We start from the raw sequence: 24,282 nt of genomic DNA, 5'->3' as shown, positions 1-24,282 counted from the left end.
GCCACTTGGACCCGCACCGGTTGATTCAGGATCGGCGACGGTGCGTCCGTCGTGGCGACTCGCCACAGGCGTCGGATCGGTGGAAGATTCATCGTTAGCCCTCGGGCTGTGAGTTCTGTCTGTCCCCAGGAGGTCCACGTGTTCCAGCGCATCGCCATCGTCAACCGGGGCGAGGCCGCCATGCGGCTCATCCACGCCGTCCGCGACCTCAACGCCGAGAACCGGGATGCCGCGCCGATCACGACCATCGCCCTCTACACCGACGCCGAGCGCTCGGCCATGTTCGCCAGGGAGGCCGACGAGGCCTGGTCACTCGGCCCGGCCTCCGAGCGCCCGTACCTGAACCACGAACTCCTCGCCCGGGTGCTGACCGAGGCGCGCGCCGACGCCGTCTGGGTGGGCTGGGGCTTCGTCGCCGAGGACGCCGCGTTCGCGGACCTCGTCGAGTCCCTCGGGATCAAGTTCATCGGCCCCTCCGGCGAGGCGATGCGCAAGCTGGGGGACAAGATCGGCTCCAAGCTGATCGCCGAGGAGGTCGGCGTCCCGGTGGCGCCCTGGTCCCGAGGGGGAGTGGACACCCTTGAGGAGGCCCTGGCCGCTGCGGAGCGCGTCGGCTACCCCCTGATGCTGAAGGCCACCGCTGGCGGTGGCGGCCGCGGCATCCGCAAGGTCACCACCGCCGACGAGCTCACCGACGCCTACCAGCGCACCCGCGACGAGGCCGAGCGCGCGTTCGGTTCCGGCGTCGTGTTCCTCGAGAAGCTCGTCACCGGCGCGCGGCACGTCGAGGTGCAGCTGATCGCCGACTCCCACGGCAACGCCTGGGCACTCGGGGTGCGCGACTGCACCGTCCAGCGCCGCAACCAAAAGGTCATCGAGGAGTCCGCCTCCCCGCTGCTCAGCCCCGAGCAGAGCACGGAGCTCAAGGCGTCGGCCGAGCGGTTGGCGCTGGCCGTCGGCTACGAGGGCGCCGGCACGGTGGAGTTCCTCTACCACCCCGGCGAACAGCTGTTCGCGTTCCTCGAGGTCAACACCCGGCTGCAGGTGGAGCACCCCATCACCGAGGTCACATGCGACTTCGACCTCGTCAAGGCCCAGATCCGCGTCGCCGCCGGTGACGAACTCGGCGAGCGTCCCGAGGAGTTCGGCCACGCCGTCGAGGCCCGCCTGAACGCGGAGGACCCGGACCGCGACTTCGCGCCCGCCCCCGGGCTGATCGCCCGCTTCGATGTCCCCACCGGCCCGGGCATCCGCGTCGACACGGGCGTGGCCGAGGGCGACATCATCCCCGCCGACTTCGACTCGATGATCGCCAAGGTCATCGCCCACGGCCGCACCCGGTCCGAGGCGCTCGGCCGCCTCCGCCGCGCCATGGCGGACACCACCGTCGTCATCGAGGGTGGCGCCACCAACAAGAGCTTCATCCTGGAACTCCTCGACCGTCCCGAGGTGTGTGGCGGGGAGGGCATCGAGTGGGCCGACACCGGCTGGATCGACCGTGCCCGCGCCGACGGCGACCTGGTCGCCGACGCGCACGCCGGCGTCGCGCTCGTCGTCGCGGCCATCGAGGCCTACGACGAGACCACCGCCCGCGAGACCGAGCGCCTCCTCGAGACCGCCCACGGCGGCCGACCGCAGACCCAGCACAAGTCCGGGGTCTCCGTGGACCTCAAGCTCCGCGGCGTCACCCACAAGGTCACCGCCTACGCCACGGGCAAGGACCGCTACCGCGTCGTGGTCGGCGGCGTCACAGCCCTCGCTGAGGTGCAGCGCCTCGACGACGTCCACGGGCGCATCACCGTCAACGGCCGTCGCCACCACATCGTCACCGCCACCCACGGCCCCATCCACCTCGTGGAGGTCGACGAGGTGACGCACCGCATCTCGCGCGACGAGGGCGGCATCCTGCGCTCGCCCGCCCCGGCGCTGGTGGTGGCCACGCCCGTCGCCGTCGGTGACGAGGTGGAGGCGGGCGCCCCGGTGATCGTGCTCGAGTCCATGAAGATGGAGACGGTCATCCCGGCCCCCTTCGCCGGGCGCGTGCGCGAACTGCTGGCCGTGACCGGCTCGCAGGTCGAGACGCTCGCGCCGCTGGTGCGGCTGGAGCCGGTGGCCGACGTCGACGACGCAGCATCCGCCCCCGGGGCAGCGCCGGTGGAGCTGCCTCCGCTCGCCGACGAGACCGCGGACCCCGTCGCACGGGCCGACCGGCTGCGCTCCGACCTCTCGGCCACCCTGATGGGCTACGACGTCGACCCCTCGGCCGCCGCCGTCAACCGCTACCTGGCGGCCCGCGACGAGTCCCGGGCCGCCGGGCACGACGTCCTGGCCGGCGAGATCCAGCTGATGGAGTTGTTCGCGGACGTGGCCGAGCTGAGCCGGAACCGTCCCTTCGGGGACGACAGCGGCAGCGAGCTGCGCATCCACTCGGACCGGGAGCACTTCCACCGCTACCTGACCACCCTCGACGCCGAGCGCGCCGGCCTCACGGAGAACTTCGAGGCCCGCCTGATGCGGGTGCTGCGCCACTACGGTGTGGAGTCCCTGGACCGAACCCCTGAGCTCGAGCAGGCGGTGTTCCGGATCTTCCTGGCGCAGAAGCGCGTCGCCACCGACGTCCAGATCGTGCTGGCCATCCTGGACCGCTGGATGGCCGAGCCCGGCTGCGCCGAGAACCTCGCCCGACCTGCGCGCGCCCAGCTCGAGCGGCTCGTGCGCACCACACAGCTGCGCTACCCGGCCGTCGGCGACCAGGCCCGCTCCGTGCGGTTCCGCTGGTTCGACCAGCCTCAGGTGGACGCCGACAGGGAGTCCGTCATCGCCGGCGTCGACGCCGAGGTCGAGGCCCTCGCCGCAGACCCGGACGCCCCCGACTACGCCGAGCGCGTCGCGCGGCTGGCCGGGATCCCCGAGTGGACCGCCAACTTCCTCGCCGCCCGGCTCGGCCGTGGCGTGCCGGAGACCGAGCCGATGCTCGAGGTGCTCGTCACCAAGTACTACGGCGACCACGACCTGCGCGACGTCCACCGCTTCGTCGACGACGGCCACCCCGTCGTCACCGCCGACTACCAGCTGGAGGACCGCCCCACCCGGTTCGTCTCCGCGGTGGGCACCGCCGACGAGCTGGCGGCCGGGGGAGCGCTGCACCGGCTCCTCGCCCGCGAGGTGGCGCGGCGCCACGACGGCCAGCAGGCCGTGGGCGAGCTCTACGTCCACTTCCCCGACGACGCCGACGTCGACCGGGTCGGCGAGTCGCTGGGTGCGACCATCGCCGGCTGGCAGCTCGATCCGGCGGTGCGCCGCGTCGCCGTGGCGATCTGCAAGTCCGACGGCACCGTGGAGTACCGCACGTTCCGCTTCCCCGACGGCGAGCCCGTCGAGGACACCCGGATCCGTGGCCTGCACCCGATGTCGACGCGTCGGCTGGACCTGTGGCGGCTGCAGGAGTTCGACATCACGCGTCTGCCGGCACCCGCCGAGGTGCTGCTGTACGAGTGCGTGGCCCGCACCAACCCCGACGACCGTCGCCTCGTGGCGATGGCCCAGGTCCGCCAGCTCGCGGCGGTCTACGACGAGTCGGGCAACCTGGTGGGCCTGCCGCACGCCGAGCGCGCCGTGGAGCGCTGCCTCGAGGCCATCCGCCGCACCCGCGCCTCGCGGGGAACCGCCGGCAGCAAGCTGGACATGAACCACGTCTGGATCCACGTCTGGCCGGAGGTGCGCCTCGACCTGGAGGACATCGTGCCCCTGAAGGACAAGATCACCCCGCTGTCCGACGGTGCGGGTATCGAGGAGGTCCTGTGCCAGGGCCGCTTCGCGCAGGCCGGCGGCACCCCGCGGGCGCTGGCGGTGCGTTTCCACGCCAGGGCCGGGACGGTCACCGCCACGGTGTCCGGGCGCCCGTCCGAGCCGCTGCAGCCGCTTGACGACTACGCCACGAAGGTGCTGCGCACCCGTCGTCGCGGTCTGGTCTACCCGTACGACTTCACCGAGGCGCTGGCCGGCCCCGGCGGCACCCTGGTGGAGCTGGACCTCGACGAGAACGGCCGCCTGGTCGACGTCGACCGCGCGCCCGGCCGCAACCGGGCCGGCATCATCTGCGCCCGCGTCACCACCGTCACCGACCTGCACCCCGAGGGCATCACCCGCATCGCGCTCTCCGGCGACCCGACCAAGGGCCTGGGAGCGGTGGCGGAGCCCGAGTGCGCCCGCATCATCGCCGCCCTCGACCTGGCGGAGGAGATGGGCGTCCCACTGGAGTGGTTCACCGTCTCCTCCGGTGCGCGGATCGCGATGGACTCGGGAGTCGAGAACATGGACTGGGTGGGTGCGGCGCTGCGTCGCATCGTCGAGTTCACGCAGGCCGGCGGCGAGATCAACATCGTCGTGGCGGGCATCAACGTGGGCGCGCAGCCGTACTGGAACGCCGAGGCCACGATGCTGATGCACACCAAGGGCATCCTCGTGATGACCCCCGACTCGGCGATGGTGCTCACCGGCAAGCAGTCACTGGACTTCTCAGGTGGCGTCTCGGCCGAGGACAACCACGGCATCGGCGGCTACGACCGCGTCATGGGGCCCAACGGCCAGGCCCAGTACTGGGCGCCGAACCTGAGCGCCGCACTCGGCGTCCTGATGGGCCACTACGAGAAGACCTACGTGGCACCCGGCGAGGTCGGTCCGCGCCGGGCACCCACGAGCGACCCCGTGGGACGCGACGTCTCGGACTTCCCGCACCAGGCGGCCGGCAGCGAGTTCACGACCGTGGGCCAGATCTTCTCGCCCCAACACAATCCGGACCGCAAGAAGCCGTTCGACATCCGTACCGTCATCGCCTCCGTGGTGGACCAGGACCACACCCTCACCGAGCGTTGGGCCGGGATGGCCGAGGCCGAGACCGCCGTCGTGATGGACGGCCGGATCGGCGGCCACTCGGTCTCGGTGATCGGCATCGAGTCCAAGCCAGTGCCCCGTCGCGGCTTCCCGCCCACCGACGGGCCCGAGACGTTCACCGCCGGCACCCTGTTCCCGCGCTCCAGCAAGAAGGTGGCCAGGGGCATCAACGCCGCCTCCGGGAACCGTCCCGTCGTCGTCCTGGCCAACCTGTCCGGCTTCGACGGTTCGCCCGAGTCGATGCGCAACCTCCAGCTGGAGTACGGCGCCGAGATCGGCCGCGCGGTGGTCAACTTCCGTGGCCCAATCGTGTTCGTCGTCATCTCCCGGTACCACGGCGGTGCTTTCGTGGTGTTCTCCAAGCGGCTCAACGAGAACATGACGGTGCTGGCGATCGAGGGCTCCTACGCGTCGGTGCTCGGTGGTGCGCCTGCGGCTGCGGTCGTGTTCGCCGGTGACGTGCGTCGTCGCACCGAGACCGATCCCCGCGTCGCCGAACTGGACGCCCGCCTGCGTGCCGCCTCGCCCGAGGACCGCGGCGAGATCCAGCTCGCGCTCGCCGACCTGAAGCAGACCGTGCGTGCGGAGAAGATCTCCGAGGTGGCCGCCGAGTTCGACGGCGTCCACAGCATCCACCGCGCGGTCGAGGTCGGAGCGGTGGACCGGGTGATCCAGCCGTCGGAGCTGCGTCCCGCGATCGTGGAGACCATCGAGGCGTTCCGCCCCGGTCTCAGCTGAGGGCCCGGAATGCGGCGTCGACCAGCAGCACCAGTGCCGTCAGGATCGGGAACAGCAGCGCAGTGACCCACTGGGTGCGGCCACGTGGGGCCTTGCCCGAACGGGGGTCCTGCACCGGGTCGGGCCGCGAAACGTACCGCGAGGTCCAGGCGACGCTCCCGGCGAGGAGCACCACACCCAGGGCGAGCACCGCCAGCGGGGTGATCTCCGCGATGACCTGGCGCAGCAGCAGGAGGGACGGGACCAGTGCGGCAAGCAGGAGGACGCCGACCAGCCACACGAGCGAGAACTTGGCGCGGGCCAGCCACGGCAGCACCTTGCGGGGCAGAGCCAGCACGGTGGCGGCCAGACCCAGCGTGACGCCGAGGGCGACGACGTCGCCGAGCGTCACCGAGACGTCGGTGCCGGCGGACAGGGCAGTCACGGCGCGAGGCACGGTGAGCAGGCCGAGCAGCCCGGCGAAGATTCCCGCAGCGAAGGACATCTGCAGACCTCCTGCCGGTTCGGGCGCCAGCGACAGGGCGTAGGCCTCCGGGTCGCCGAAGGACTCGGCGGCGGTCTCGCCGGCCTCGGCACAGTGGGCATCGACGGTCGCCAGCGCGTCGCCGATGCGCTCGCCCGGCACGTCGGCCATCCGCATTGCGAGGACGAAGTCATCGCGCCACTGCTGGTCGATGTTGGGGGTCGTGCTCTCGGTCATGGTTCAGGCCCTTCCTCGGTTGGGGTTGTCTTCGGTCAGTGATCTCGTGACGGCTGTGAACCGCGCCCACCTGCCCGCCTGGGCGGCGGCCTCGGCGCGGCCGGCGTCGGTGATCGAGTAGTACTTGCGCCCGGGGCCGCCCTCGCCGGGGCGCCACTCGACGTCGACCCATCCTGAGTCCTCGAAGCGGCCCAGCAGTGGGTAGAGCGTCCCGCCCTTCACGGTGCCGAGCCCTCCCGCCGCCAGTCTGGCGGCGATCTCGTAGCCGTACGTGGGCCCATCCGCGAGGATCCTCAGGATGCAGACCCCGAGCACCCCGCGCAGCCATTCACTGGGCCACGGCAAGTCAGTTTCCATACCTAGATCGTATGCCTGACTAGTCTGCGCGTCAACCTACTCGTCTGGTTGCGGGCGAACTGCTCCCCTTGGTGCACACCGCTCCCCAACAGGGAAGACGCCCCGGATAGATCCGGAGCGTCTTCCAGCAGGAGGAGCGAGCCTCTGGGTGGACCCTTCAGCGCTCCGGGGCCGCGAGGTGGCTGGCAAGCTCGACGTCGATCGCCTCCGACTGCGTCAGGGAGAACGGCGTTCCGGGGTTCCGGTACAGCGCCAGTGTCGCCTCGGCGTGGGCCTGGACCTTGGGGTCCGAAGTGCGTGCCACGACGGACTCGAGCATTGACTCGATGACGCAGGCGCCGGTGGCGTCGTCCCAGGCGGCGGCCCTGTCGGTGAGGACGACGACGGCCCGCGCCAGCGAGCGCATCGCGTCGTGGTCCGAGCGGCCCAGCTCCTTCAGCAGCTCTGTGGCGAGCCAGCGCACCTCATCGTCCGGGACGACGGCCGCGGCGACCCGCCAGGCGGGCACGGCAACGACGTCGTCGGGATCGTGGATGTGGTCGAGCGTGATCCACTCCCAGATCTCGGGGTCACCGATCTTGGACAGCGTGTGCAGCGCCTGGCCGCGTGCCTGGGCGTAGCGGGAGCCGAGGTCGACGCGCAGCTGTGGCACGACGTCGGCGCGCGGCTGGTGGATCAGTGCCCACGTCAGCATGTCGCGCACGTAGAAGTCGGGCTCGACGCCGCAGCGCTCCAGCAGCAGTTCGATGAATGCCTCGTCCGGGTAGGTGCCGGCGGCCATGGCGGCGCGCAGGCGCACGGCGGTGCTGGGGTGCGAGAGCCCTCGCTCGAGCTTCTCGATTCGGTCTGCGGTGGTGTTCATCGCGGTCTCCTTCCGACTGCGACCAAGTGGACACCCTCACGTGGCGTCAGGGTCAAGTGGCTGCCGTCAGGGGACGCGGCGGGTCCACTCGTCGTCGGCGAACTTGGTCTCCACGAGTTCCCGGGCACGGGCGAGTTCGTCGTCGGTGTAGGTGCGGCGGCGCGTGTTGTAGCGGGCCTCGAACGAGGCGAGGAAGGAGGAGATGATCTCGTCGCGGGGGAGCTGGGTCTGCGAGCGCAGCGGGTCGACGCGCTTGTTGGCGGACTTGGTGCCCTTGTCGGACATCTTCTCCCGGCCGATCCGCAGGACGTCGAGCATCTTGTCCGCGTCGATGTCGTAGGACATGGTGACGTGGTGCAGGACGGTGCCGCCGGTGAGCCGGCGCTGGGCGGCGCCGGCGATCTTGCCCTTGTCGCTGGCGATGTCGTTCAGCGGGACGTAGCGGGCGTTGATTCCCAGGTCCGCCAGGGCAGCCATCACCCACTGGTCCAGGAACTCGTAGCTGCGCTCGAAGCTCAGCCCCTCCACCAGCGAGGTGGGCGCCACCAGCGAGTAGGTGACGCAGTTGCCGGGCTCCATGAACATGGCGCCCCCGCCGGTGATGCGGCGCACGACGTCGATGCCGTGGCGGGCCGCGCCCTCCTCGTCGATCTCGTTGCGGTAGCTCTGGAACGAGCCGATCACCACCAGCGGAGCGTCCCAGTCCCACAGCCGGAAGCTCGGGCCGGAGCGGCCGTGGGCCGCGTCGGTGGCGAGCACCTCGTCGAGTGCGACGTGCATCCGCGGGTCCATCCGGACGGGCTCGATGACGTCGAAGACGTGGTCGCTCCAGCTGGTCGCCCGACCGAGGGCGCGGCGGACCGCGATGCCGACGGACTCGGCGTCGAAGCCGATCATGTTGGCGCCGGCGCGCAGCTGGGTCCTCACGGCGGCGGCGATGTCGTCGACGCTGGCGGACTCCGGCAGGCCGCGCAGCGCGCGGTTGATGTCGTCGAGGGCCTCGTCGGGCTCGAGGAAGAAGTCTCCGGAGACGGCCGCCCGGCTCAGCCGGCCGTCGGCCACCTCGACGTCGACAGCCACGAGCTTGCCACCGGGCACCTTGTACTCACCGCGCATGGCTTCGAGGGTATCGCGCTCAGAGCAGGGGGAGGTTCCGGCCCCCGTCGGCGGGGTCCTCCTCGGCGTTGACCATGAAGTGGGCGGCGCGGGTGAGGTAGTCGCGCATCTCAAGGTCGTCGATCGGGTCCAGCCCGAGGGTGTCGACGGCGCCGAGCATGTGGTGCAGCCAGCGGTCGCGCTGGGTGGGGGTCACGCTGAAGGGGGCGTGGCGGATCCGCAGGCGGGGGTGTCCCCGGGTCTCGCCGTAGGTCTTGGGCCCGCCCCAGTACTGCTCGAGGAACAGCAGCAGGCGTTCCTCGGCCGGGCCGAGGTCCTCCTCCGGGTACAGCTCGCGCAGCGGCGGGTCCTGTGCGACGCCCTCGTAGAAGGCGTGCACGAGCTTCACGAACGTGGCGTGCCCGCCGACCCGCTCGTAGTACGTCGGGGGTGTCTCCTGCTCACTCACGCCTGCCAGTGTTCCAGACCCGTGCAAGGCTTGGCCGACGGGTAAACCATCATGGACCCTGAACGCGTTGTGGGGGACATGGAGGGTGTCATGACAGCAACACCGGGGGCGACGGTGACGACGCTCGGGTTCGAGCGCTTCGTGTCCGACCGCGGCCGCAGGCTCTGGCGGGCGGCGTGGCTGCTCACCGGCGACTCGCAGCACGCCGAGGACCTCGTCCAGACGGCCCTGGCCAAGTGCTACGGGCGCTACGACGCCATCGGCGACGACGAGGGCTTCGAGGCGTACGTCCGCACGGCCATCTACCGGACCTTCGTGTCCTGGTGGCGGCGGATGAGTTGGCGCAACGAGTCCCCGACGGAGGTGCTCCCCGACGCTGGCTCGCCCGGCACGGGAGAGGCCTCGACGCTGCGCCTGGACCTGGTCCGGGCGCTGGAGGGACTGCCGCGCATGCAGCGTGCGGTCCTGGTGCTGCAGTACTTCGAGGACCGCAGCATCGCTGACATCGCCGAGCAACTGGGCATCGCGCCCGGGACCGTCAAGGCACACTCCTCCCGCGGTCGCGCGGCCCTGCGCGACTCAGTACATCTCGCGAACCTTGAGGTGACCCCATGACCGACGACCAGTTCTCCAAGGCGTTCAAGCAGATCGTCCCCGACTCGCCTTCTCCAGAGGGCTGGGCCAACGGCGCCCTCCGCAAGCGCAGGAACCGGGCGGGCGTCGTCGGCGGGACGGTGGGAGTGCTCGCCGTTGCGCTCGCGATCCCCGTGGCGCTGAACCTCTCCGCCAGCCAGTTGACGGCCAACCCCGAGGAGGCCCAGGACGCCGGCGCGACGAGCGAGCCGAACCCCGCCGAGAACGTCCCGGAGGACTCCGACGGTGGTTCGCAGCCGGGCACCGGAGACCTGCTGGGTGCGGCAGCCTGCTTCGACGAGGCCGGCGAGCGGGTGCAGCCGAGCGCGGGCGACGCGGAACTCGAACCGGGCGCCGTTCGCGCCTGGCTGTGCGGCGACGCCAGCCCCAACAACCCCTACGGCACCGTCGGTCCGCTCGAGGCGCTCGAGCAGGACGTCGACCAGATCGTCGAGTTCGTCGAGGCCCAGCCGGAACTGAACCTGGCCAGCATCTCCTGCACCATGGAGTACTCGCTGGCCTACCTGGTGGTGCTCGAGTACCCCGACGGCAGCCTCGCCCACGTCACCGGCGAGACCCACGGCTGCGAGATCGTCATGGCGGGCGAGACGGCCCGCTCGGGCGGCGTCGAGTTCCTCGACCACCTCACCGGGCTGTGGAGCGCCCAGCGCGACGCGCTCGAGGCACCCGACACCGCCCCCGGGCTCCCCGCCTGTCCCGTGCCGGGGACGATGCTGGTCCCCGGCCTGGACGAAATCGTCGCTGGGGCGGTGTGCGCGGGCGACCCCGGCAGCGGACAGTACGGCCGGGCCGAACTGCCCCCCGAGGACGTCGCGCGGGTGCTGGACGACATCTCCGGCAACGCGGTCGAGGGGGAGGTCCAGGGTTGGGACGCCACCCTCGCGCTCGTCGGCGGCTGGGGTGACTGGCTGCGGCTGGTCAGCTCCGAGGACGCATCCAGCTACGGGTTCGTCGACGCCGAGGGCGTCAGCTGGACCTGGACCCCGACGCCGGAGGTCGCCGAGCTGCTCGCGGCCGCCATGGCGAGTGTCCCGGTCTCCAACCAGCCCGACGTCGATCCCAACGAGCCGGTGGAGCCGCCGTTGCCGGTCGAGCCCGACCCCACCGTCGCGATCTTCGAGCCCGCGGGCTGCGAGGGCGTCCAGGCGGGCGAGCTCGTCACCTCCGACCTGCCCGGCGGGGTGGTCCCCGACGACCCGAGCGCCGTGTGGCTGTGCGGCAAGAGCCCCGGTGGCGGTGGCACCCCGGCAGGCCCGTTGGAGCCGCTGACCGACGCCGCGGCCCAGAGCGCCGTCGACCTCTACAACGCACTCCCCGAGCCGGACCCGAACCAGGCCTGCACCGATGACCTCGGACCCTCGTACTTCGTCGTGCACGCCTACGCCGACGGCACCCGGCTCCCGGTCGAGTTCCAGGACTACGGATGCCACGTGGTGGCTGCCGGCGCGGAGCTGCGCACCGGCGGCGAGGCCTACCTCGACCAGCTGGTCGGGCTGTGGACCGAGCTGCGGGCCGCCTCAGGAGTTCCCGCGGAGCGGCCGGCGCCGCTGTGCATCGCCGGGCCCGCAATGGTCCCCGTCGACCCCGCCCAGGGCTTCACCGCCGGCTTCGCCTGCACCAACCTGTGGGACGACGGCCAGGGCGGTGAGCCGGGCGAGGAGCAGCTCTCGCCGGAGCTGGTGCAGTCCCTCTCCGACCTGCTCGCTGCGGGCTCCTACCCGTTGCCCACCGAGACGTTCAGCGTCGCGCCCACCAACGACGCGGTGGTCGTGCTGAACCAGTTCGGCGACCCGCTGCAGCTGATGCGGCTCGAGGACGGCACCTACCAGTGGCTGGCGGGGGAGCAGTACATGGCCTGGCAGCCGCCCAGCGCGGTGGCCGTCGAGCTGGACGAGTTGCTCTCGGCCTGAGGCGGCGTGGTGTCAACCTGCGCACCGCCCGTCCTCGTTAGGTTGGGTGTCAGGCGGCAGGAACCCTCGGAGGTGGTCGGTTCGTGAAGGACGACGAGTTCGCGCAGGTGCTGGAGCGCATCGTCCCCCCGACCCCCGGGACGGACGGGTGGCTCGATGGCGCCCGCCGCCGACGGCGTCGGCGCCGGGGGATCGCGGCGGGGGCGGTGGGCGTCGTCGTGCTCGCGCTGGCGGTGCCGCTCGGCATGAACCTCGGGGCGGGGCCGATCGACGCGCTGCCCGCGGACGTGGAGACCACCCACGCCGTCGCCCTGTGCAACTCGACGAACGTGCTGGAGCCGGCGGTTGGGGTGGACAGGCCGGAGGCGTTCGTCCGTGGCGTCGTCTGCACCGGTACGGTCCTGGCTGAGGACCCGCGGGAGATTGAACTGCCCGCTGAGTTGGTGCGTTCAGTGGCGACGTCGATGCTGCGAGACTCCTGGCCCGACTCCAGCGGCGGTTGGGCGTACGAGGACTCAGCTTTGGTACTGGCGACTGACGACGACGCGAGGGCCGAGCTGTGGCAGGTCTCCTTGCTGCCCGGTGAACTGTCCTATCTCTGGAGACGAGCTGACGGATTCATGGTGTGGACGCCTGGTCCCGACGTGGCTTCCCAGCTCCGGGAGCATCTTGGCGTTGAATAGTGCCATGACGCCGGAGGGTGCGACGGTGGACCAGCGCGGTCTGGAGCGCTTCATCGCGGACCGCGGCTCCCGGCTCTGGCGCGCCGCCTGGCTGCTCGTGGGGGACCGCCAGCACGCCGAGGACCTCGTCCAGACCGCCCTGTCGAAGTGCTACTTCCGCTACGAGTCCTTCAACGACGACGGCGAGTTCGAGGCCTACGTCCGTACGGTGATCTACCGCACCTTCGTCTCCTGGTGGCGGCGCAAGAGCTGGCGCGGTGAGTTCGCCGTCGAGTCCATGCCCGAGCCACCCGGCGAGGACGACCAGGAGTCGGCGCTGCGGCTCGACGTGCTCCGCGCCCTCGACGACCTGCCGCGGATGCAGCGGGCCGTGATCGTGCTTCAGTACCTCGAGGACCGCAGCCTGAAGGACATCGCCCAGGAGCTCGGGATCACGGTGGGGGCGGTGAAGACGCACTCCAGTCGCGGCCGCAGCGCCCTGCGCCGCTCCGGACACCTGACCTGAGGCCGCACACGACGGAGGGCCTAGACGGTGAGCGGGGTTGCGACGTGGAGGCGGTCGTTCTCGATGAGCCAGCGCACGGCCTCGAGGATGGCTGCTTCAGGCTCGTGGCCGGGGTTGTAGCCCAGCATGGTGCGGGCCTTGTCGATACTGAAGTAGTGGTCCCTGACGAGGTGGTTCCAGCTGGAGTCGTGGAACTCCTGGCTGGTCGTCCGGCGGAACTCGTCCCACGTGACCGACCTCAGGTCGGCGCTCCGGCCGAACCATGACGCGGCGACGGTGGCGTAGCCGCGGACATTGAGCGCGGACGGTGCGACCAGATTGAAGTCCTCGCCCGCGGCAGCCTCGCGGTTGGTGAGGGCGAGCTCGAAGCCCTGCGCGACGTCGTCGGCGTGGACGTGGTGCATGAAGTCCGTGCCGATCCCCGGAATGGGCAGGGGCTCTCCGGCCGATAGCTTCCACCAAACCGACGGGTCCGCGTTGCCCAGCGGCCCGATCGGGTGCCAGCCCGGTCCGACGATGTGGCCGGGGTGCAGCGACGTGGCGTCCAGCCCACCGGAGGCCGTCTCCGCCTTCAGCATCGCGGCGGTGGCGGCCTTCGCGGCGCCGTAGTCGCCCAGTGCAGGCGTCGGGTCGTCCTCCCGGATCGGGACCCTCTGGCTCGGCCCGTGCCGCCAGGTGGAACCGCAGTACAACAGGTGCCCCGTCCTCCCACGCAGCGCGTCCACGAGCGCTTTCTCCGACTCCACCGTGAAGCCGATCAGGTCCACCACCGCGTCGGGTTCGAGGCGTGCCACTCGTGAGGGGAAGGTGCCGTCGGCGTCCTCTGCGATGCGGTCGGCGGTGACGTGCTCGACCTCCTGCCAGGCGGGGTCCTCGACATAGCTGGCGCGCTGGCCACGACTGATGTTGACCACCTGGTGGCCGAGGCGGACCAGTCGAGGGACCAAGAAGCTTCCGATGTGGCCACTGCCACCTATCACTACGACGCGCATGCCTCACCGTAGCCGTAGGCACGTTCGCTCGTCTCATGGAGGTGTGGAACCAGCTCATGGAATCATGTGCGGATGGAGTTGACGGCAAAGACTCGGACGGGAGCGATCCTGGTTGTGATCCTGGGCGTGGCACTCGGGATCGTCCTCGGCCTGACCGAGCTCGTCGGGGAGATCGTGGAGTCGGTGGCCGACGAGGACGGCATTGCCGCCTGGGACCGCCCGGTGCTCGAGTGGGCGATCGACGCGCGAACCCCCGGCCTGACAGCCTTCGTCGCCTGGTACTCGAACACGGGCGGTCCGCTCTGGCAGCCGATCGTCACTGGTCTGGTGGTCGTCTTCCTCTCCTGGCGCTGGCGCGACGTCACCCCGCTCGTGCTCGCGCTGGTCGCCGCGCTCGGTTCGCTGCTGATCACCGTCGTGGGCAAGGGTTACTTCGGGCGGGCCAGACCACCCATCGAGGAGGCGATTCCGCCCCACGAGTCGTCCATGAGCTTCCCCAGCGGGCACAGCCTCAACGCGCTCGTGATCGCCGGCATCCTCGCCTACCTACTGATCCGCCACCTCTGGGATCGCGGGCTGTGGCTCAAAGTCCTGGTCGGCGTGCTGGCAACCGTCTACTCCATTTCCATGGGACTGACACGCGTGTACCTCGGGCACCACTGGCTCAGCGACGTGCTGGGAGCGTGGGCCATCGGCCTCGCGTGGCTGGCGGTGGTCATCGCCTGTCACCGAGTGTGGCGTACGGTGCGCCGAAGGACCGAGATCGGGCCCGTCGAGGAACAGGGCGATCGCCGCCGAATCGGTGGAGGGGCCAGCGCGATCGAGTGAGTCGCGCATCCTCCGACGAACTCAGTGACGCCTCGTGCCTCAACCGGCCATGTCGAGCCCGAGGTCCAGCACCGGTGCCGAGTGCGTCAGCGCGCCGACGGCGATGAAGTCCACCCCGGTCCGGGCCACCTCGGCGGCCCGATCCAGGGTAAGCCCGCCGCTCGCCTCGGTCCGGACGCCGGCCTCCCGGCACAGCGCCACGGCGGCGACGGTGTCGGCGAGGCTGAAGTTGTCCAGCAGGATGAGCTCCGCGCCGGCCTCGACCGCCTCGCGGACCTGCTCGAGGGTGTCGCACTCCACCTCCACCTCGATCTCCGGCGCGCGCTCCTTCACCGCGCGGTACGCGGCGGCGACGGAGCCGGCGGCCGCGACGTGGTTGTCCTTGATGAGGGCTGCGTCCCCCAGCGCCATCCGGTGGTTCGCGCCGCCACCGCAGACGACGGCGTACTTCTGCAGCGAGCGCAGCCCGGGCACGGTCTTGCGGGTGTCGCGCACGACTGCGCCGGTGCCGGCCAGGACGTCGCTCCAACGTGCGGTCGCCGTCGCCACACCTGAGAGCTGGCCGAGGAAGTTGAGCAGTGTCCGCTCGGCAGTGAGCAGGCAACGCAGGGGACCCACGACGCTGAGCACCACGTCGCCCGCCGCCACCCGCGACCCGTCTCCCCGAACCACGACGCTCGAGGCCTGCAGGCCCATCCGATCGGCAACCTCGCGCAGGACCGCCGCGGCCACCGGCACGCCGGCGACCACCCCCGGCTCACGCGCCACCACGTGGGCGGTCCCGACGGCCTCGGCGCTGACTGTGGCCAGCGTCGTCACGTCGGGGCCGAGGCGGAGGTCCTCGTCGAGGGCGACGTCGATGAGACGGCGCACCTCGGCTTCGTCCACGGCGTTCCAGGCATCGATCATGCTGCAGTCCTCTCTGAGGTGAACAGGGGTTTCGTGTTCAGGCGAACCTCGCCGTCGCCCAGCGTGGCGACGATCCGGCGCTCCCAGGCCTGTGACGTCCCGGGGAAGTCGTCGCGACGGTGGGCCCCGCGGGACTCGGTGCGCTCAGCGGCAGCCGCGGCCAGCACCGTCGCGACGGTGTGGAGGTTCGTGGCGGTGAGGGTCGTCCCGTCCACCGGGCCCGTCCACCTTCCGAAGGCCGTCAGCTCCGAACCGAGCGCGGCCAGGCCTGCTGCCGACCTGGCGACGAAGGCGTGGCGCTGCATGGCCGAGCGGATGCCGGGCAGGGCGTCGGCGGCGATCGCCCCAACCGTCCCGCGGAGGGCGGGCCGGCCGGGGTTCGGGCGGCCGGACGCGAGCAGCGCCCCGACGCGGTCCCCGGCCACGAGCGCCTCCGTCAGCGAGTTCGAGGCCAGGCGGTTGGCGCCCTGCACCCCGGTGGCGGCGACCTCCCCGACGGCGAACAGCCCCGGCAGCGACGTTCGGCCCGCCAGGTCCGCCACCACGCCGCCGCACGCGTAGTGCGCCGCCGGGTGGACGGGGATCGTTTGGGTGACCGGGTCGATGCCGCGGTCCCGGCACAGGTGCAGGATCCCGGGGAAGTGCTGCTCCCACACCTTCGCCCCGAAGGCGGTGGCATCCAGGAACGCGTGCGGCTCGCCGGTGCGCGCGAGGTGGGCGATGATCGCAGCGGAGACGACGTCGCGCGGGGCCAGGTCCGCCTGCGGGTGCACGCCCGCCATGATCGGCGTGCCGGCGCCGTCGCGCAGCACAGCTCCCTCCCCCCGGGCAGCCTCGCTCACCAGCACGCCGCGGCTGGTGGCGGACTCGTCGGCCAGGACGGTGGGGTGGAACTGCACGAACTCCAGGTCGCAGACATCGGCGCCCGCGCGCAGGGCCGCGGCCACGCCGTCGCCGGTGGCGCCTGGCGGGTTGCTGGTCACCGGCCACAGCTGGCCGATGCCGCCGGTGGCGAGCACGACGGCGTCGGCCAGGATGTCGCGAACGGACCCGTCGGCGGCCAGGACGCGGACCCCGCACGCGTGGCCGGCGGCGTCGGTGAGGACGTCGACCAGGCGCGTGTGCTCCCGGACGCTGGTGCGCGAACCCTGCAGCGCGAGCGAGAGCGCGGCCCACAGGGCCCGCTCCACCTCGGCGCCCGAGGCGTCGCCGTCGGCGTGGATGATGCGGCGGGCGCCGTGACCGCCCTCGAGGTGGAGGTCGATGGCGCCCGAGGCGTCCAGGTCGAACCGGGCGCCGAGCCGCAGGAGGCGACGGATCGCGCCCGGCGCGGCGGCGACGAGCTCGCGCACGGCCGCCTCGTCGCACAGCCCCGCACCGGCGACGAGGGTGTCGGTGACGTGGGCCTCGAGGGAGTCCGCCTCGTCCCAGACCGCGGCCAGCCCGCCCTGGGCCCACGCCGTCGCCGAGTCCGTGGCGGCCCCCCGGGTGATGGCGATGCAGTCGACGTCGGCGGCCGCGAGGTGCAGCAGCGCGGACAGGCCGGCCGCGCCGGTCCCGACCACCACGACGCCCGTGCGCTCCGCCCCCACCGGGGCGGGCGCCGGGAGCATCATTCGCCGCCGCCGGGGTTGCCGATCGCCACCATCTTCTCGACCGCGAGGCGGGCGCGGGCGGCGATCTCGGGCGGGACGTCGACCTCGAACTCCCGCGTGAGGGCGGGCTCCCCGAGGCAGGCCTCGAGCTTCGCGGGGGTGTTCAGCTTCATGAACGGGCAGGCCGCCTCGGGATTCACTGCGCGGAACTCGGTGTTCGGGTTGGCCAGGCGCAGCTGGTGCAGCATCCCAACCTCGGTGGCCACCAGCACCTGGCGGGACGACTCGCGTCGGGCGGCGTCGAGCATGCCGCCGGTGGACAGCACGTGGGTGCGCTCTGCGGGCAGCTCGCCGGACTCGGCCAGCCACAGCGCGCTGGTGGTGCAGCCGCACTCGGGGTGGACGTAGAGGTCGGCCTCCGGGTTGTCGCGCACGGCGTCGACAAGGTCTGTGGGGGAGATGTCGGCGTGGACGTGGCACTCGCCCAGCCACACGTGGATGTTCTCGCGGCCGGTCTGCCTGCGGACGTGGGCGCCGAGGAACTGGTCCGGCAGGAACAGGATCTCCCGGTCGGCGGGGATGGAGCGCACGACGTCGACGGCGTTGGAGCTGGTGCAGCAGACGTCGGTCTCGGCCTTCACCTCGGCCGTGGTGTTGACGTAGCTGACGACGACGGCGCCCGGGTGCTCGGCCTTCCAGGCGCGCAGCTGCTCCGCGTTGATGGTGTCGGCGAGTGAGCAGCCCGCGGCCTGGTCCGGGATCAGCACCCGCTTGTCGGGGGAGAGGATCTTGGCGGTCTCGGCCATGAAGTGCACGCCAGCGAACACGATGGTCGACGCGTCGGAGGTGGCCGCGATGCGGGAGAGCGCGAGGGAGTCACCGACGTGGTGGGCGACGTCCTGGATGATCGGCGACTGGTAGTTGTGCGCCAGGATCACCGCGTCCCGCTCCCGGGCGAGGGCGTGGACGCGCTCCTGCCACTGCGAGATCTCCGCCGGGCTCCACACTGCCGGGTCCTGTGTCAGCGTCATGTCTCCTGCTCCTTCGGTTATCGCCTGAGAGACTAAAACTGATTGAACAGTAGCATTCCGAACATGACCGCCAAGAACCCGATCCGCGATGCGGTCGGCGTCCCGCTCTACCGGCACGAGGCGATCGGCGCCGTCCTGCAGGTGCGCAGGGCCGCCGACGTCGGTGCGCCGCCGCGGCTCTACGTGCTGCTGGCGCGGCGGGTGACCCCGCCGTTCGAGGGCCTGCACGCGCTGCCCAGCGGTCCCGTGGAGCCGGGGGAGTCGTTGGAGGAGTCGGTGCTGCGCCACCTGGCGGAGAAGCTCGACGTCGAGGGACTGGCCCATCTGGAGCAGCTCGGGACCGAGTCCGACCCCGACCGCGACCCCGCCCAGCGCACCATCGCCACCTTCTACCTCGGGCTGGTGCCCACCTCCATCGACACCGACCTGCCGCCGCACGCCGCGTGGGTCGACGTCGACGAACTGCCAGAGATGGCGTTCGACCACGCCGACGTCGTCGCCGAGGCCGTGCTGCGCCTGCGCGCCAAGCTCAGCTACACCAACCTCGGTTTCGCGCTCATGCCCGCCGAGTTCACCATCGCCGAGCTGCGCGACGTCTACGCCGCGGCCCTTGGCTACGACGTCGCGGCCACCAACCTGCAGCGGGTGCTGACCCGGCGGGGCCAGCTGGTGGACACCGGCACGAAAACCGAGCCGGGTGCCAGGGGCGGCCGACCGGCGCGTCGCTTCCGGTTCCGTGATCCGCACCTAGTGGTCACCGACCCGTTCGCAGTCTTCCGCCCCGACGCCTGACCCTGGCGCAGGACTCTTGCGCTGGGGCCACAGTCGGGAGCCTGATCCGCAAGGATGTGCAGGAACTTCCGAGGCTGGTGCATCAAAACGGGTGTCCCACCTCGTCTGGGTGGGTATGGAGGCTGCTGTGGCGGGGATCGCCGAGGACTCGGCTGCCGCGTTCGACCGCTACGTCGACGAGCGCGGGGGCGAGCTCTGGTGGGCTGCCTGGCTGCTGACCGGTGACGAGCAGCATGCCGAGGACCTGGTGCAGACGGCACTGTCCAAGACCTGGACCAGGTACTCGACCTTCGACAACGACCGCCACTTCGAAGCCTATGTCCGCACCACCATCTACCGCACCTACGTGTCCTGGTGGCGGCGCCTCAACTGGCGCAAGGAGGTGCCGGCCGAGATCCACCCCGACGCCTTCACCGTCGACGATGACGGCCATGCCCAGCGTGCCGACCTGCTCCGGGCACTGGCCAAGCTGCCCCGCTTGCAGCGGGCCGTGCTGATGCTGCGCTACTTCGAGGACCGCACCACCAGACAGGTCTCCGAAGAGCTCGGCATTCCCATGGGAACAGTCGCCTCGCATGCCCGCCGCGGCCTCGCCGCACTACGCACCTCTGCCCACCTGGCTGACGAGGAGGAACCAGAATGAACCCCGAAGAGTTCTCCGAAGCAATCGACGACGCTCTCCCGCCCCAGCCGATCACGAAGGGCTGGGGTGCCAAGGCCCGACGGCGGAGCCGCAATCGGCGGGCTGCCGCTGTCACGGGAGTTGTGGGGGCGGTGGTCGTCGCCGTCGTCGCGGTGAGCAGCCAGCTCAGCGGCCAGCCGACGATGACCGCCACGCCCGCTCCCGCGGACTCCTCGCCGCAGGATCCGACGCCGGTGGTGGCGGAGATCTGCCAGGGGCTCCACGATGATGCCTTCCCTCACGAGCTGCCGAACGACGGCCGCATGCCCGAGGGTGCCGAGGAGGTCTGGATCTGCGGTGGCAAAGGGCTGGGGCAGTGGGGCGACGTCAACCTCGTCGCGGTTGCCGAGCCACTCACCCTGGACGTGGAGGAGGCCGTGGCCGCGTTCAACGCGGAACCGACCGCCACGATGGCCATTGACTGCGACGGCGTGCAGAGCGAGATGTTTGACGTCGTCTACGCCTACCCCGACGGAACACGCTATGTGGCCCAGGTCCATCGGGGGCGCACCCCCGAGGTCGGGTGCCGCCACATCTCGGTGGGTGGGTGGCTCCGCTTCGAACCCCAGGCATTCGTCGCTGAACTCGCCGAACTGTGGCAGCGGCAGCGCGCCGCCCAGGGGACCGCGTTCGTGCCGGGCGACGATGTCTGCCCGGACAGTGCCTCCGTGTTCGACGTCTCGCCGAAGGAGGCAACCAGCGGCTTCGTCTGCCTGCCGGTCGACGACGACTCGGGCGAGGCGGTGCAGATCCGGCTCTCCGATGACTTGGTCGCCGACATCGCAGCTGAGATCGAGGTGACCGGAGATGGGCCCGAGCCGGGTCTCGAGCGCTCCGCGCCCAGCCTGGTCCTGCAGAACGAGCACGGTGATCCGTTCACCATCTTCGGCACCCCGGGCGACGGCTACCACTGGTACCCACCGCGTGACGCCGGCGGCATGCAGATCTGGCGGCCGAGCCAGGAGATCAGGGAGCGGATGCTGGCTGAGATCGACGCGAGCCGGGTCGTAGAACCGGACGGTCCCGCGGACTCGTCGTCGCCGGCCACCCCGGACGAAGCCGAGTCGACGACCACCACCACGACGACCGACCCGCCCACGGTGCCTTTCACCGCGGAGGACGTGGAACAGGCCTGGTTCGACGACGCTGAACTGGCTGCGCTGCCGAGCAGTGTTCGCGATTCTGTCGAGATCGGCCGGGAGAGCTACGCCACGCTTGGGCTGGAGCCAGGTGACGTCGAGGTGGAAGTGGGTAGTTCGCTGGATGACCTGGTCCGAATCAGGACCGAAGTGACTGTGCCCGGCGGCGTCGAACCCGGCTGGGTGGAGTACCACAGGCTCCTCGAGGGCAACGAGTCCGAAGGAGTCTTCAGCCCAGCGGGCGAACACTGTTTCGTAACAAGGCAGGATTTCCTGGAGCAAGGGAGTGTCCCGGATGCCGTACCGGAAGGTGGGCTGCCTGACCATCCCGAGTTCGTGGCTCTGTGCCTGACTGGTTTGTTGGAGGCCAAGAGCAGGCCGGCCGGCGTCGGGACTGCACTGATCAGCAGCGAATCGGGTGGTGCCCAGGCTGCTGTCGACGGCTACAACTCGCTGCCCTTTGCGGGTGCGGAGTGCCGTGCGAAGGACGGGGCGTGGGGCTTGATCGCCTTCCATTACGGGGACGGCACGGAGTACGTCCTCCAGATCCGGGACAACAGTTGCGGCAGCATCGTCGCGAGCAACGAACACCGCAGCGGCGGAGGCGACTACTCGGCCGCTCTTGGAGAACTCACTGACGGTTGATCCTCGCTGCCGCTTCGACGATTACGTCGCTACGCTTTTCATCGTGCCGCTGCAGACCGCCCGGCTACTCGACGGAAGCCATCCCTCGGCGGATCGTTGCCGCATCGCTGACCCCAGCGCAACACTGTCGCGCAAGACCTCGACTGCGGCAGCCAGCGCTACACGCTTGCCTGACCTCGTACCGACCCCAGCGCAACAGTGTTGCGGAAGGCTTCGACTACGGCGCCCAGCGCAACACTGTTGCGCGCGGACCAGCCACGTGAGCACCGGACCGACCTCAAAAACACGCGTTCGCCACCCCTGGCAACCAGAACGCCCACCCATGACGTGTATGGGGCAGGAGAGCGGACCGACGTCCCCGGCCGGGACGCCCTCCACCACGGCAGACCCACCGTGGCAGCACCAGCAGGAGGCACACGATGACCGAGAAGGACATCTCCGAGATTCTCAAGAACAGCGCGCCCGGCGCCCCGCGAATGGCGGATCTGGGTGACCGTGTTCGTAGGGGCCACCGCCGCCGTCGGACGATCCAGGTGGCAACTGCTGGAGTCGCCGTGCTCGCGTTGGGAATCCCCGCTGCGTTGCAGGTGAACGCCATGTTGGGGGACCCGCGGGAGGCGCTGCCGCCCGTCATCAACCCGATGGACCCCAGCGAGGATCCGGACCCGAGCCCCACGCAGGAGCCGACGCAGGCACCCACGCAGGCGCCGACCGAGGAGGGTTCGCCCAACCCGGCCACCACCGTCGCCAACCCGGAGCAGCTCGTTCCCGAAATCTGCGAGCAGAACCTCGGCCTCGCCACCGATACCGACGACGCACTGGTGCCCGAGGGCGCCACGCGTGTCTGGCTGTGCTCGGGCGACCAGGAGCCGAGCACGCCGCTGTACGGCGCGCCGGAGCCGCTCGTCGGCAACATCGACGACGTCATTCGCGCGCTCAACGAGCAGCCGCTGACCGATCCGCAGGAGGCCTGTGGGACGGGTGAGTTCTTCAACTGGTCCTACCTGGTGGTTCTCGAGTACCCGGACCGCGAGCCCTTCGTGGTCAGCTCCGAGACCGACCCCTGCATCGGCGTCCTGAACGATGGCACCCAGCAGCGCGGCGACGGCCAGCAGTTCTTCCTCGATGTGCGGGAGCGCTTCTTCGCGCAGCGGCAGAACGTCGACTTCGAGTACGCGGGTCAGGACGTCCTGTGTCCGGAGGCCTCTTCCCTGATGTCCCAGTCCATCTACGACGGGCCCATCAGGGGGGTCGCGTGCGGTGTCGAACCCGACTCCCCGAACCTGCACGAGGGCGTCATCGCCAGGGGCCTCGAGAGCGACGTCGTCCAGCGCATCCACGACGAGGCGACCGCGAACGCCGAAGTGGCGCCGGCCACCGGGTTCCCGCCTTACACGCAGACGATCCAGCTTGCCAACAAGTTCGGCGACCCGTACACCATGTACCGGATGGCCGATGAGTCCTACCTGATGCGGGAGGGCGTGCAGTGGATGACCTGGATGCCCTCCGACGAGCTCGCCGCCGAGCTGGCCACCTACTTCGAGGGGACGCGGACCGAGCCGTTCGAGGAGGAGCCCTTCGTGGAGGTCTGCCTCGACCCGGACGTGGCCTACGTCGAGTTCCCGGTCGGCGAGTACTCAGGTCTCGGCGCGTGCGTCGACGACGGTGACGGCCGGTACTCCTTCCGGGAGGCCGGGTCCGAACAGGGTGCGGTGTGGGCCGAGGAGATCGAGGCCGCCGGTCGTCCCATCAGCATCGACGAGGAGCCCGAGTTCACCGGTAGCTACCTGACCGTCGAGGACAGCGAAGGACAGTACGCGGCGGTCTACGTGGCCACCGACGGCACGCTCGTGTGGGACACCGCAGAGCGTTCCGCAGTCGATGAGCGAATGGCAGCTGTTCCCAGCGCCGCACTCCTCGAGTGGATGGGGGAGGTGGGGATCGATGTCCAGTAACGCGATCCGTACGGCTGGGCATGTTCCCGCGCCACGCGGGCACGCTCCCAAGACTGTCGGAACTGCGTGGCAACCTAACGGCAACGCCACAGCGTTGGAACAGCAGGGGGTGGAGATGGCCGAACTGCACGTCGGCGGCGAAGCCGGCTTCGACGGCTTCCTGCGCCAACGCTCCTCCCGGCTGTGGCGTGCCGCCTGGCTCCTCACCGGAGACTCGCAGCACGCGGAAGACCTGGTCCAGACCGCCCTGGTCAAGACCTACGGCAAGTACAACTCCATGAACGACGACGACCACTTCGAGGCCTACGTGCGCAAGACCATCTACCGCACGTTCTGCTCCTGGTGGCGGCGCCGCAGCTGGCGGGGCGAGTGCGCCGTCGCCGAGCCCCGCGAGGACTCGGGCGGCCACGAGACCAGCCCGGAGCTGAGCGTCGACGTCGCCCGCGCGCTCGACGAGCTCCCGCGGATGCAGCGCTCGGTCGTCGTCCTGCGGTACTTCGAGGACCGCCCCGTCTCAGAGGTCGCCGAACTGCTCGGCATCTCGCAGGGAACGGTCAAGTCCTACGCGCACCGCGCCTGCGAGTCCCTGCGGGGGTCGCTCCACATGACAACACAGGAGGATTGAGTCGGATGTTCACGTCGCTCGGCGCCGCGCGACAACGCAGGCCAGGGCAGCGCAAGCTCCGCCCCAACGTCCTGAGGATGGCCATCCTCGCGCCGTCGACGGATGCCCGCGCGGCCCTGTTCAACCGGGTGCTCAGGGTGAGCACGGTACTGCTGGCCCTCGTCTGTGCAGCGCTGATGGCGGCCGCCGTCCTCCTCAACTGAGGGTGCAGCACAATGGACCG

21 protein-coding genes are annotated in these 24,282 nt (G+C 70.7%); 12 read left to right on the top strand and 9 right to left on the bottom strand.

Going from position 1 to position 24,282, the window contains the following annotated elements:
- The first annotated feature begins 138 nt into the window (after positions 1-138).
- Positions 139-5,631 carry an ATP-binding protein gene (locus FOJ82_RS04830; RefSeq protein ID WP_143937272.1) on the top strand — a complete coding sequence of 1,831 codons (5,493 nt, stop codon included), beginning with the start codon at positions 139-141 and terminating at the stop codon, positions 5,629-5,631.
- On the opposite strand, the gene FOJ82_RS04825 is transcribed toward FOJ82_RS04830, so the two are convergent.
- From FOJ82_RS04825 to FOJ82_RS04805, 5 genes are all read right to left on the bottom strand, one after another.
- On the bottom strand, positions 5,624-6,331 hold the full coding sequence (locus FOJ82_RS04825; RefSeq protein ID WP_143937271.1) for a hypothetical protein: 708 nt from the start codon (positions 6,329-6,331) through the stop codon (positions 5,624-5,626). The two genes, FOJ82_RS04830 and FOJ82_RS04825, sit on opposite strands and share 8 nt — an antisense overlap.
- A gap of 3 nt (positions 6,332-6,334) precedes the next feature.
- Positions 6,335-6,688, bottom strand: a complete 354-nt coding sequence (locus FOJ82_RS04820) for a PadR family transcriptional regulator (RefSeq protein ID WP_143937270.1) — start codon at positions 6,686-6,688, stop codon at positions 6,335-6,337.
- A 157-nt stretch (positions 6,689-6,845) separates the two neighbouring features.
- Entirely contained in the window at positions 6,846-7,550 is a 705-nt protein-coding gene (locus tag FOJ82_RS04815; RefSeq protein WP_143937269.1) for a HEAT repeat domain-containing protein, read from the bottom strand.
- 66 nt (positions 7,551-7,616) lie between these two features.
- The gene (gene lplAB, locus FOJ82_RS04810) at positions 7,617-8,666 is read right to left on the bottom strand and encodes a lipoate-protein ligase LplAB (RefSeq protein ID WP_143937268.1); all 1,050 of its coding nucleotides are present in this window, start codon (positions 8,664-8,666) and stop codon (positions 7,617-7,619) included.
- Positions 8,667-8,685: 19 nt separating this feature from the next.
- A complete protein-coding gene (locus tag FOJ82_RS04805; protein ID WP_143937267.1) occupies positions 8,686-9,114 on the bottom strand; it encodes a globin in 429 nt (142 codons plus the stop codon).
- A gap of 90 nt (positions 9,115-9,204) precedes the next feature.
- Between FOJ82_RS04805 and FOJ82_RS04800 the strand changes: the two genes are divergently transcribed.
- From FOJ82_RS04800 to FOJ82_RS04785, 4 genes are all read left to right on the top strand, one after another.
- On the top strand, positions 9,205-9,729 hold the full coding sequence (locus FOJ82_RS04800; RefSeq protein ID WP_143937266.1) for a SigE family RNA polymerase sigma factor: 525 nt from the start codon (positions 9,205-9,207) through the stop codon (positions 9,727-9,729).
- Complete coding sequence (locus FOJ82_RS04795; protein WP_143937265.1) at positions 9,726-11,678, top strand: hypothetical protein; 1,953 nt, start codon at positions 9,726-9,728, stop codon at positions 11,676-11,678. The genes FOJ82_RS04800 and FOJ82_RS04795 overlap by 4 nt, the downstream gene beginning before the upstream one ends.
- Before the next feature lie 83 nt (positions 11,679-11,761).
- Positions 11,762-12,361, top strand: coding sequence for a hypothetical protein (locus FOJ82_RS04790; RefSeq protein WP_143937264.1), 600 nt, complete (start codon positions 11,762-11,764; stop codon positions 12,359-12,361).
- 4 nt (positions 12,362-12,365) lie between these two features.
- Positions 12,366-12,866 (top strand): SigE family RNA polymerase sigma factor, encoded by a 501-nt coding sequence (locus FOJ82_RS04785; protein WP_143937263.1) that lies wholly within the window; start codon positions 12,366-12,368, stop codon positions 12,864-12,866.
- A gap of 20 nt (positions 12,867-12,886) precedes the next feature.
- Here FOJ82_RS04785 and FOJ82_RS04780 read toward each other — a convergent pair whose 3' ends face one another.
- The gene (locus FOJ82_RS04780; protein ID WP_143937262.1) at positions 12,887-13,858 is read right to left on the bottom strand and encodes an NAD-dependent epimerase/dehydratase family protein; all 972 of its coding nucleotides are present in this window, start codon (positions 13,856-13,858) and stop codon (positions 12,887-12,889) included.
- A 72-nt stretch (positions 13,859-13,930) separates the two neighbouring features.
- Here FOJ82_RS04780 and FOJ82_RS04775 point away from each other — a divergent pair, with 72 nt between their 5' ends.
- A complete protein-coding gene (locus FOJ82_RS04775; RefSeq protein WP_143937261.1) occupies positions 13,931-14,686 on the top strand; it encodes a phosphatase PAP2 family protein in 756 nt (251 codons plus the stop codon).
- A gap of 39 nt (positions 14,687-14,725) precedes the next feature.
- On the opposite strand, the gene nadC is transcribed toward FOJ82_RS04775, so the two are convergent.
- Genes nadC through nadA form a run of 3 tightly spaced genes read right to left on the bottom strand, consistent with a single transcriptional unit; the run spans position 14,726 to position 18,221 of the window.
- Positions 14,726-15,595, bottom strand: coding sequence for a carboxylating nicotinate-nucleotide diphosphorylase (nadC, locus tag FOJ82_RS04770; protein WP_143937260.1), 870 nt, complete (start codon positions 15,593-15,595; stop codon positions 14,726-14,728).
- Positions 15,592-17,211, bottom strand: coding sequence for an L-aspartate oxidase (locus FOJ82_RS04765; protein WP_221933015.1), 1,620 nt, complete (start codon positions 17,209-17,211; stop codon positions 15,592-15,594). Before FOJ82_RS04765 ends, nadC begins: the two co-directional genes overlap by 4 nt.
- A complete protein-coding gene (nadA, locus tag FOJ82_RS04760; protein WP_143937259.1) occupies positions 17,208-18,221 on the bottom strand; it encodes a quinolinate synthase NadA in 1,014 nt (337 codons plus the stop codon). The genes FOJ82_RS04765 and nadA overlap by 4 nt, the downstream gene beginning before the upstream one ends.
- Before the next feature lie 63 nt (positions 18,222-18,284).
- On the opposite strand from nadA, the gene FOJ82_RS04755 reads away from it, so the two are divergent.
- The 6 genes from FOJ82_RS04755 (at position 18,285) to FOJ82_RS04730 (ending at position 24,262) form a co-directional block, all read left to right on the top strand.
- A complete protein-coding gene (locus FOJ82_RS04755; protein ID WP_143937258.1) occupies positions 18,285-19,013 on the top strand; it encodes an NUDIX hydrolase in 729 nt (242 codons plus the stop codon).
- A 127-nt stretch (positions 19,014-19,140) separates the two neighbouring features.
- Positions 19,141-19,656: a SigE family RNA polymerase sigma factor gene (locus FOJ82_RS04750; protein ID WP_185975621.1), complete on the top strand. Its 516-nt coding sequence runs from the start codon at positions 19,141-19,143 to the stop codon at positions 19,654-19,656.
- The gene (locus tag FOJ82_RS04745; RefSeq protein WP_143937256.1) at positions 19,653-21,479 is read left to right on the top strand and encodes a hypothetical protein; all 1,827 of its coding nucleotides are present in this window, start codon (positions 19,653-19,655) and stop codon (positions 21,477-21,479) included. The genes FOJ82_RS04750 and FOJ82_RS04745 overlap by 4 nt, the downstream gene beginning before the upstream one ends.
- A 419-nt stretch (positions 21,480-21,898) precedes the next feature.
- Complete coding sequence (locus FOJ82_RS04740; RefSeq protein ID WP_143937255.1) at positions 21,899-23,434, top strand: hypothetical protein; 1,536 nt, start codon at positions 21,899-21,901, stop codon at positions 23,432-23,434.
- A gap of 115 nt (positions 23,435-23,549) precedes the next feature.
- Complete coding sequence (locus tag FOJ82_RS04735) at positions 23,550-24,059, top strand: SigE family RNA polymerase sigma factor (protein WP_143937254.1); 510 nt, start codon at positions 23,550-23,552, stop codon at positions 24,057-24,059.
- 5 nt (positions 24,060-24,064) lie between these two features.
- Positions 24,065-24,262, top strand: a complete 198-nt coding sequence (locus FOJ82_RS04730) for a hypothetical protein (RefSeq protein ID WP_143937253.1) — start codon at positions 24,065-24,067, stop codon at positions 24,260-24,262.
- Positions 24,263-24,282 lie beyond the last annotated feature (20 nt).

The sequence above is a fragment of the Tessaracoccus rhinocerotis genome, assembly GCF_007197885.1.
In the GTDB taxonomy this organism is placed as follows: domain Bacteria; phylum Actinomycetota; class Actinomycetes; order Propionibacteriales; family Propionibacteriaceae; genus Arachnia; species Arachnia rhinocerotis.
Note: the sequence above shows the minus strand (reverse complement) of the source record. Positions and strands in the feature narration are given on the sequence as shown.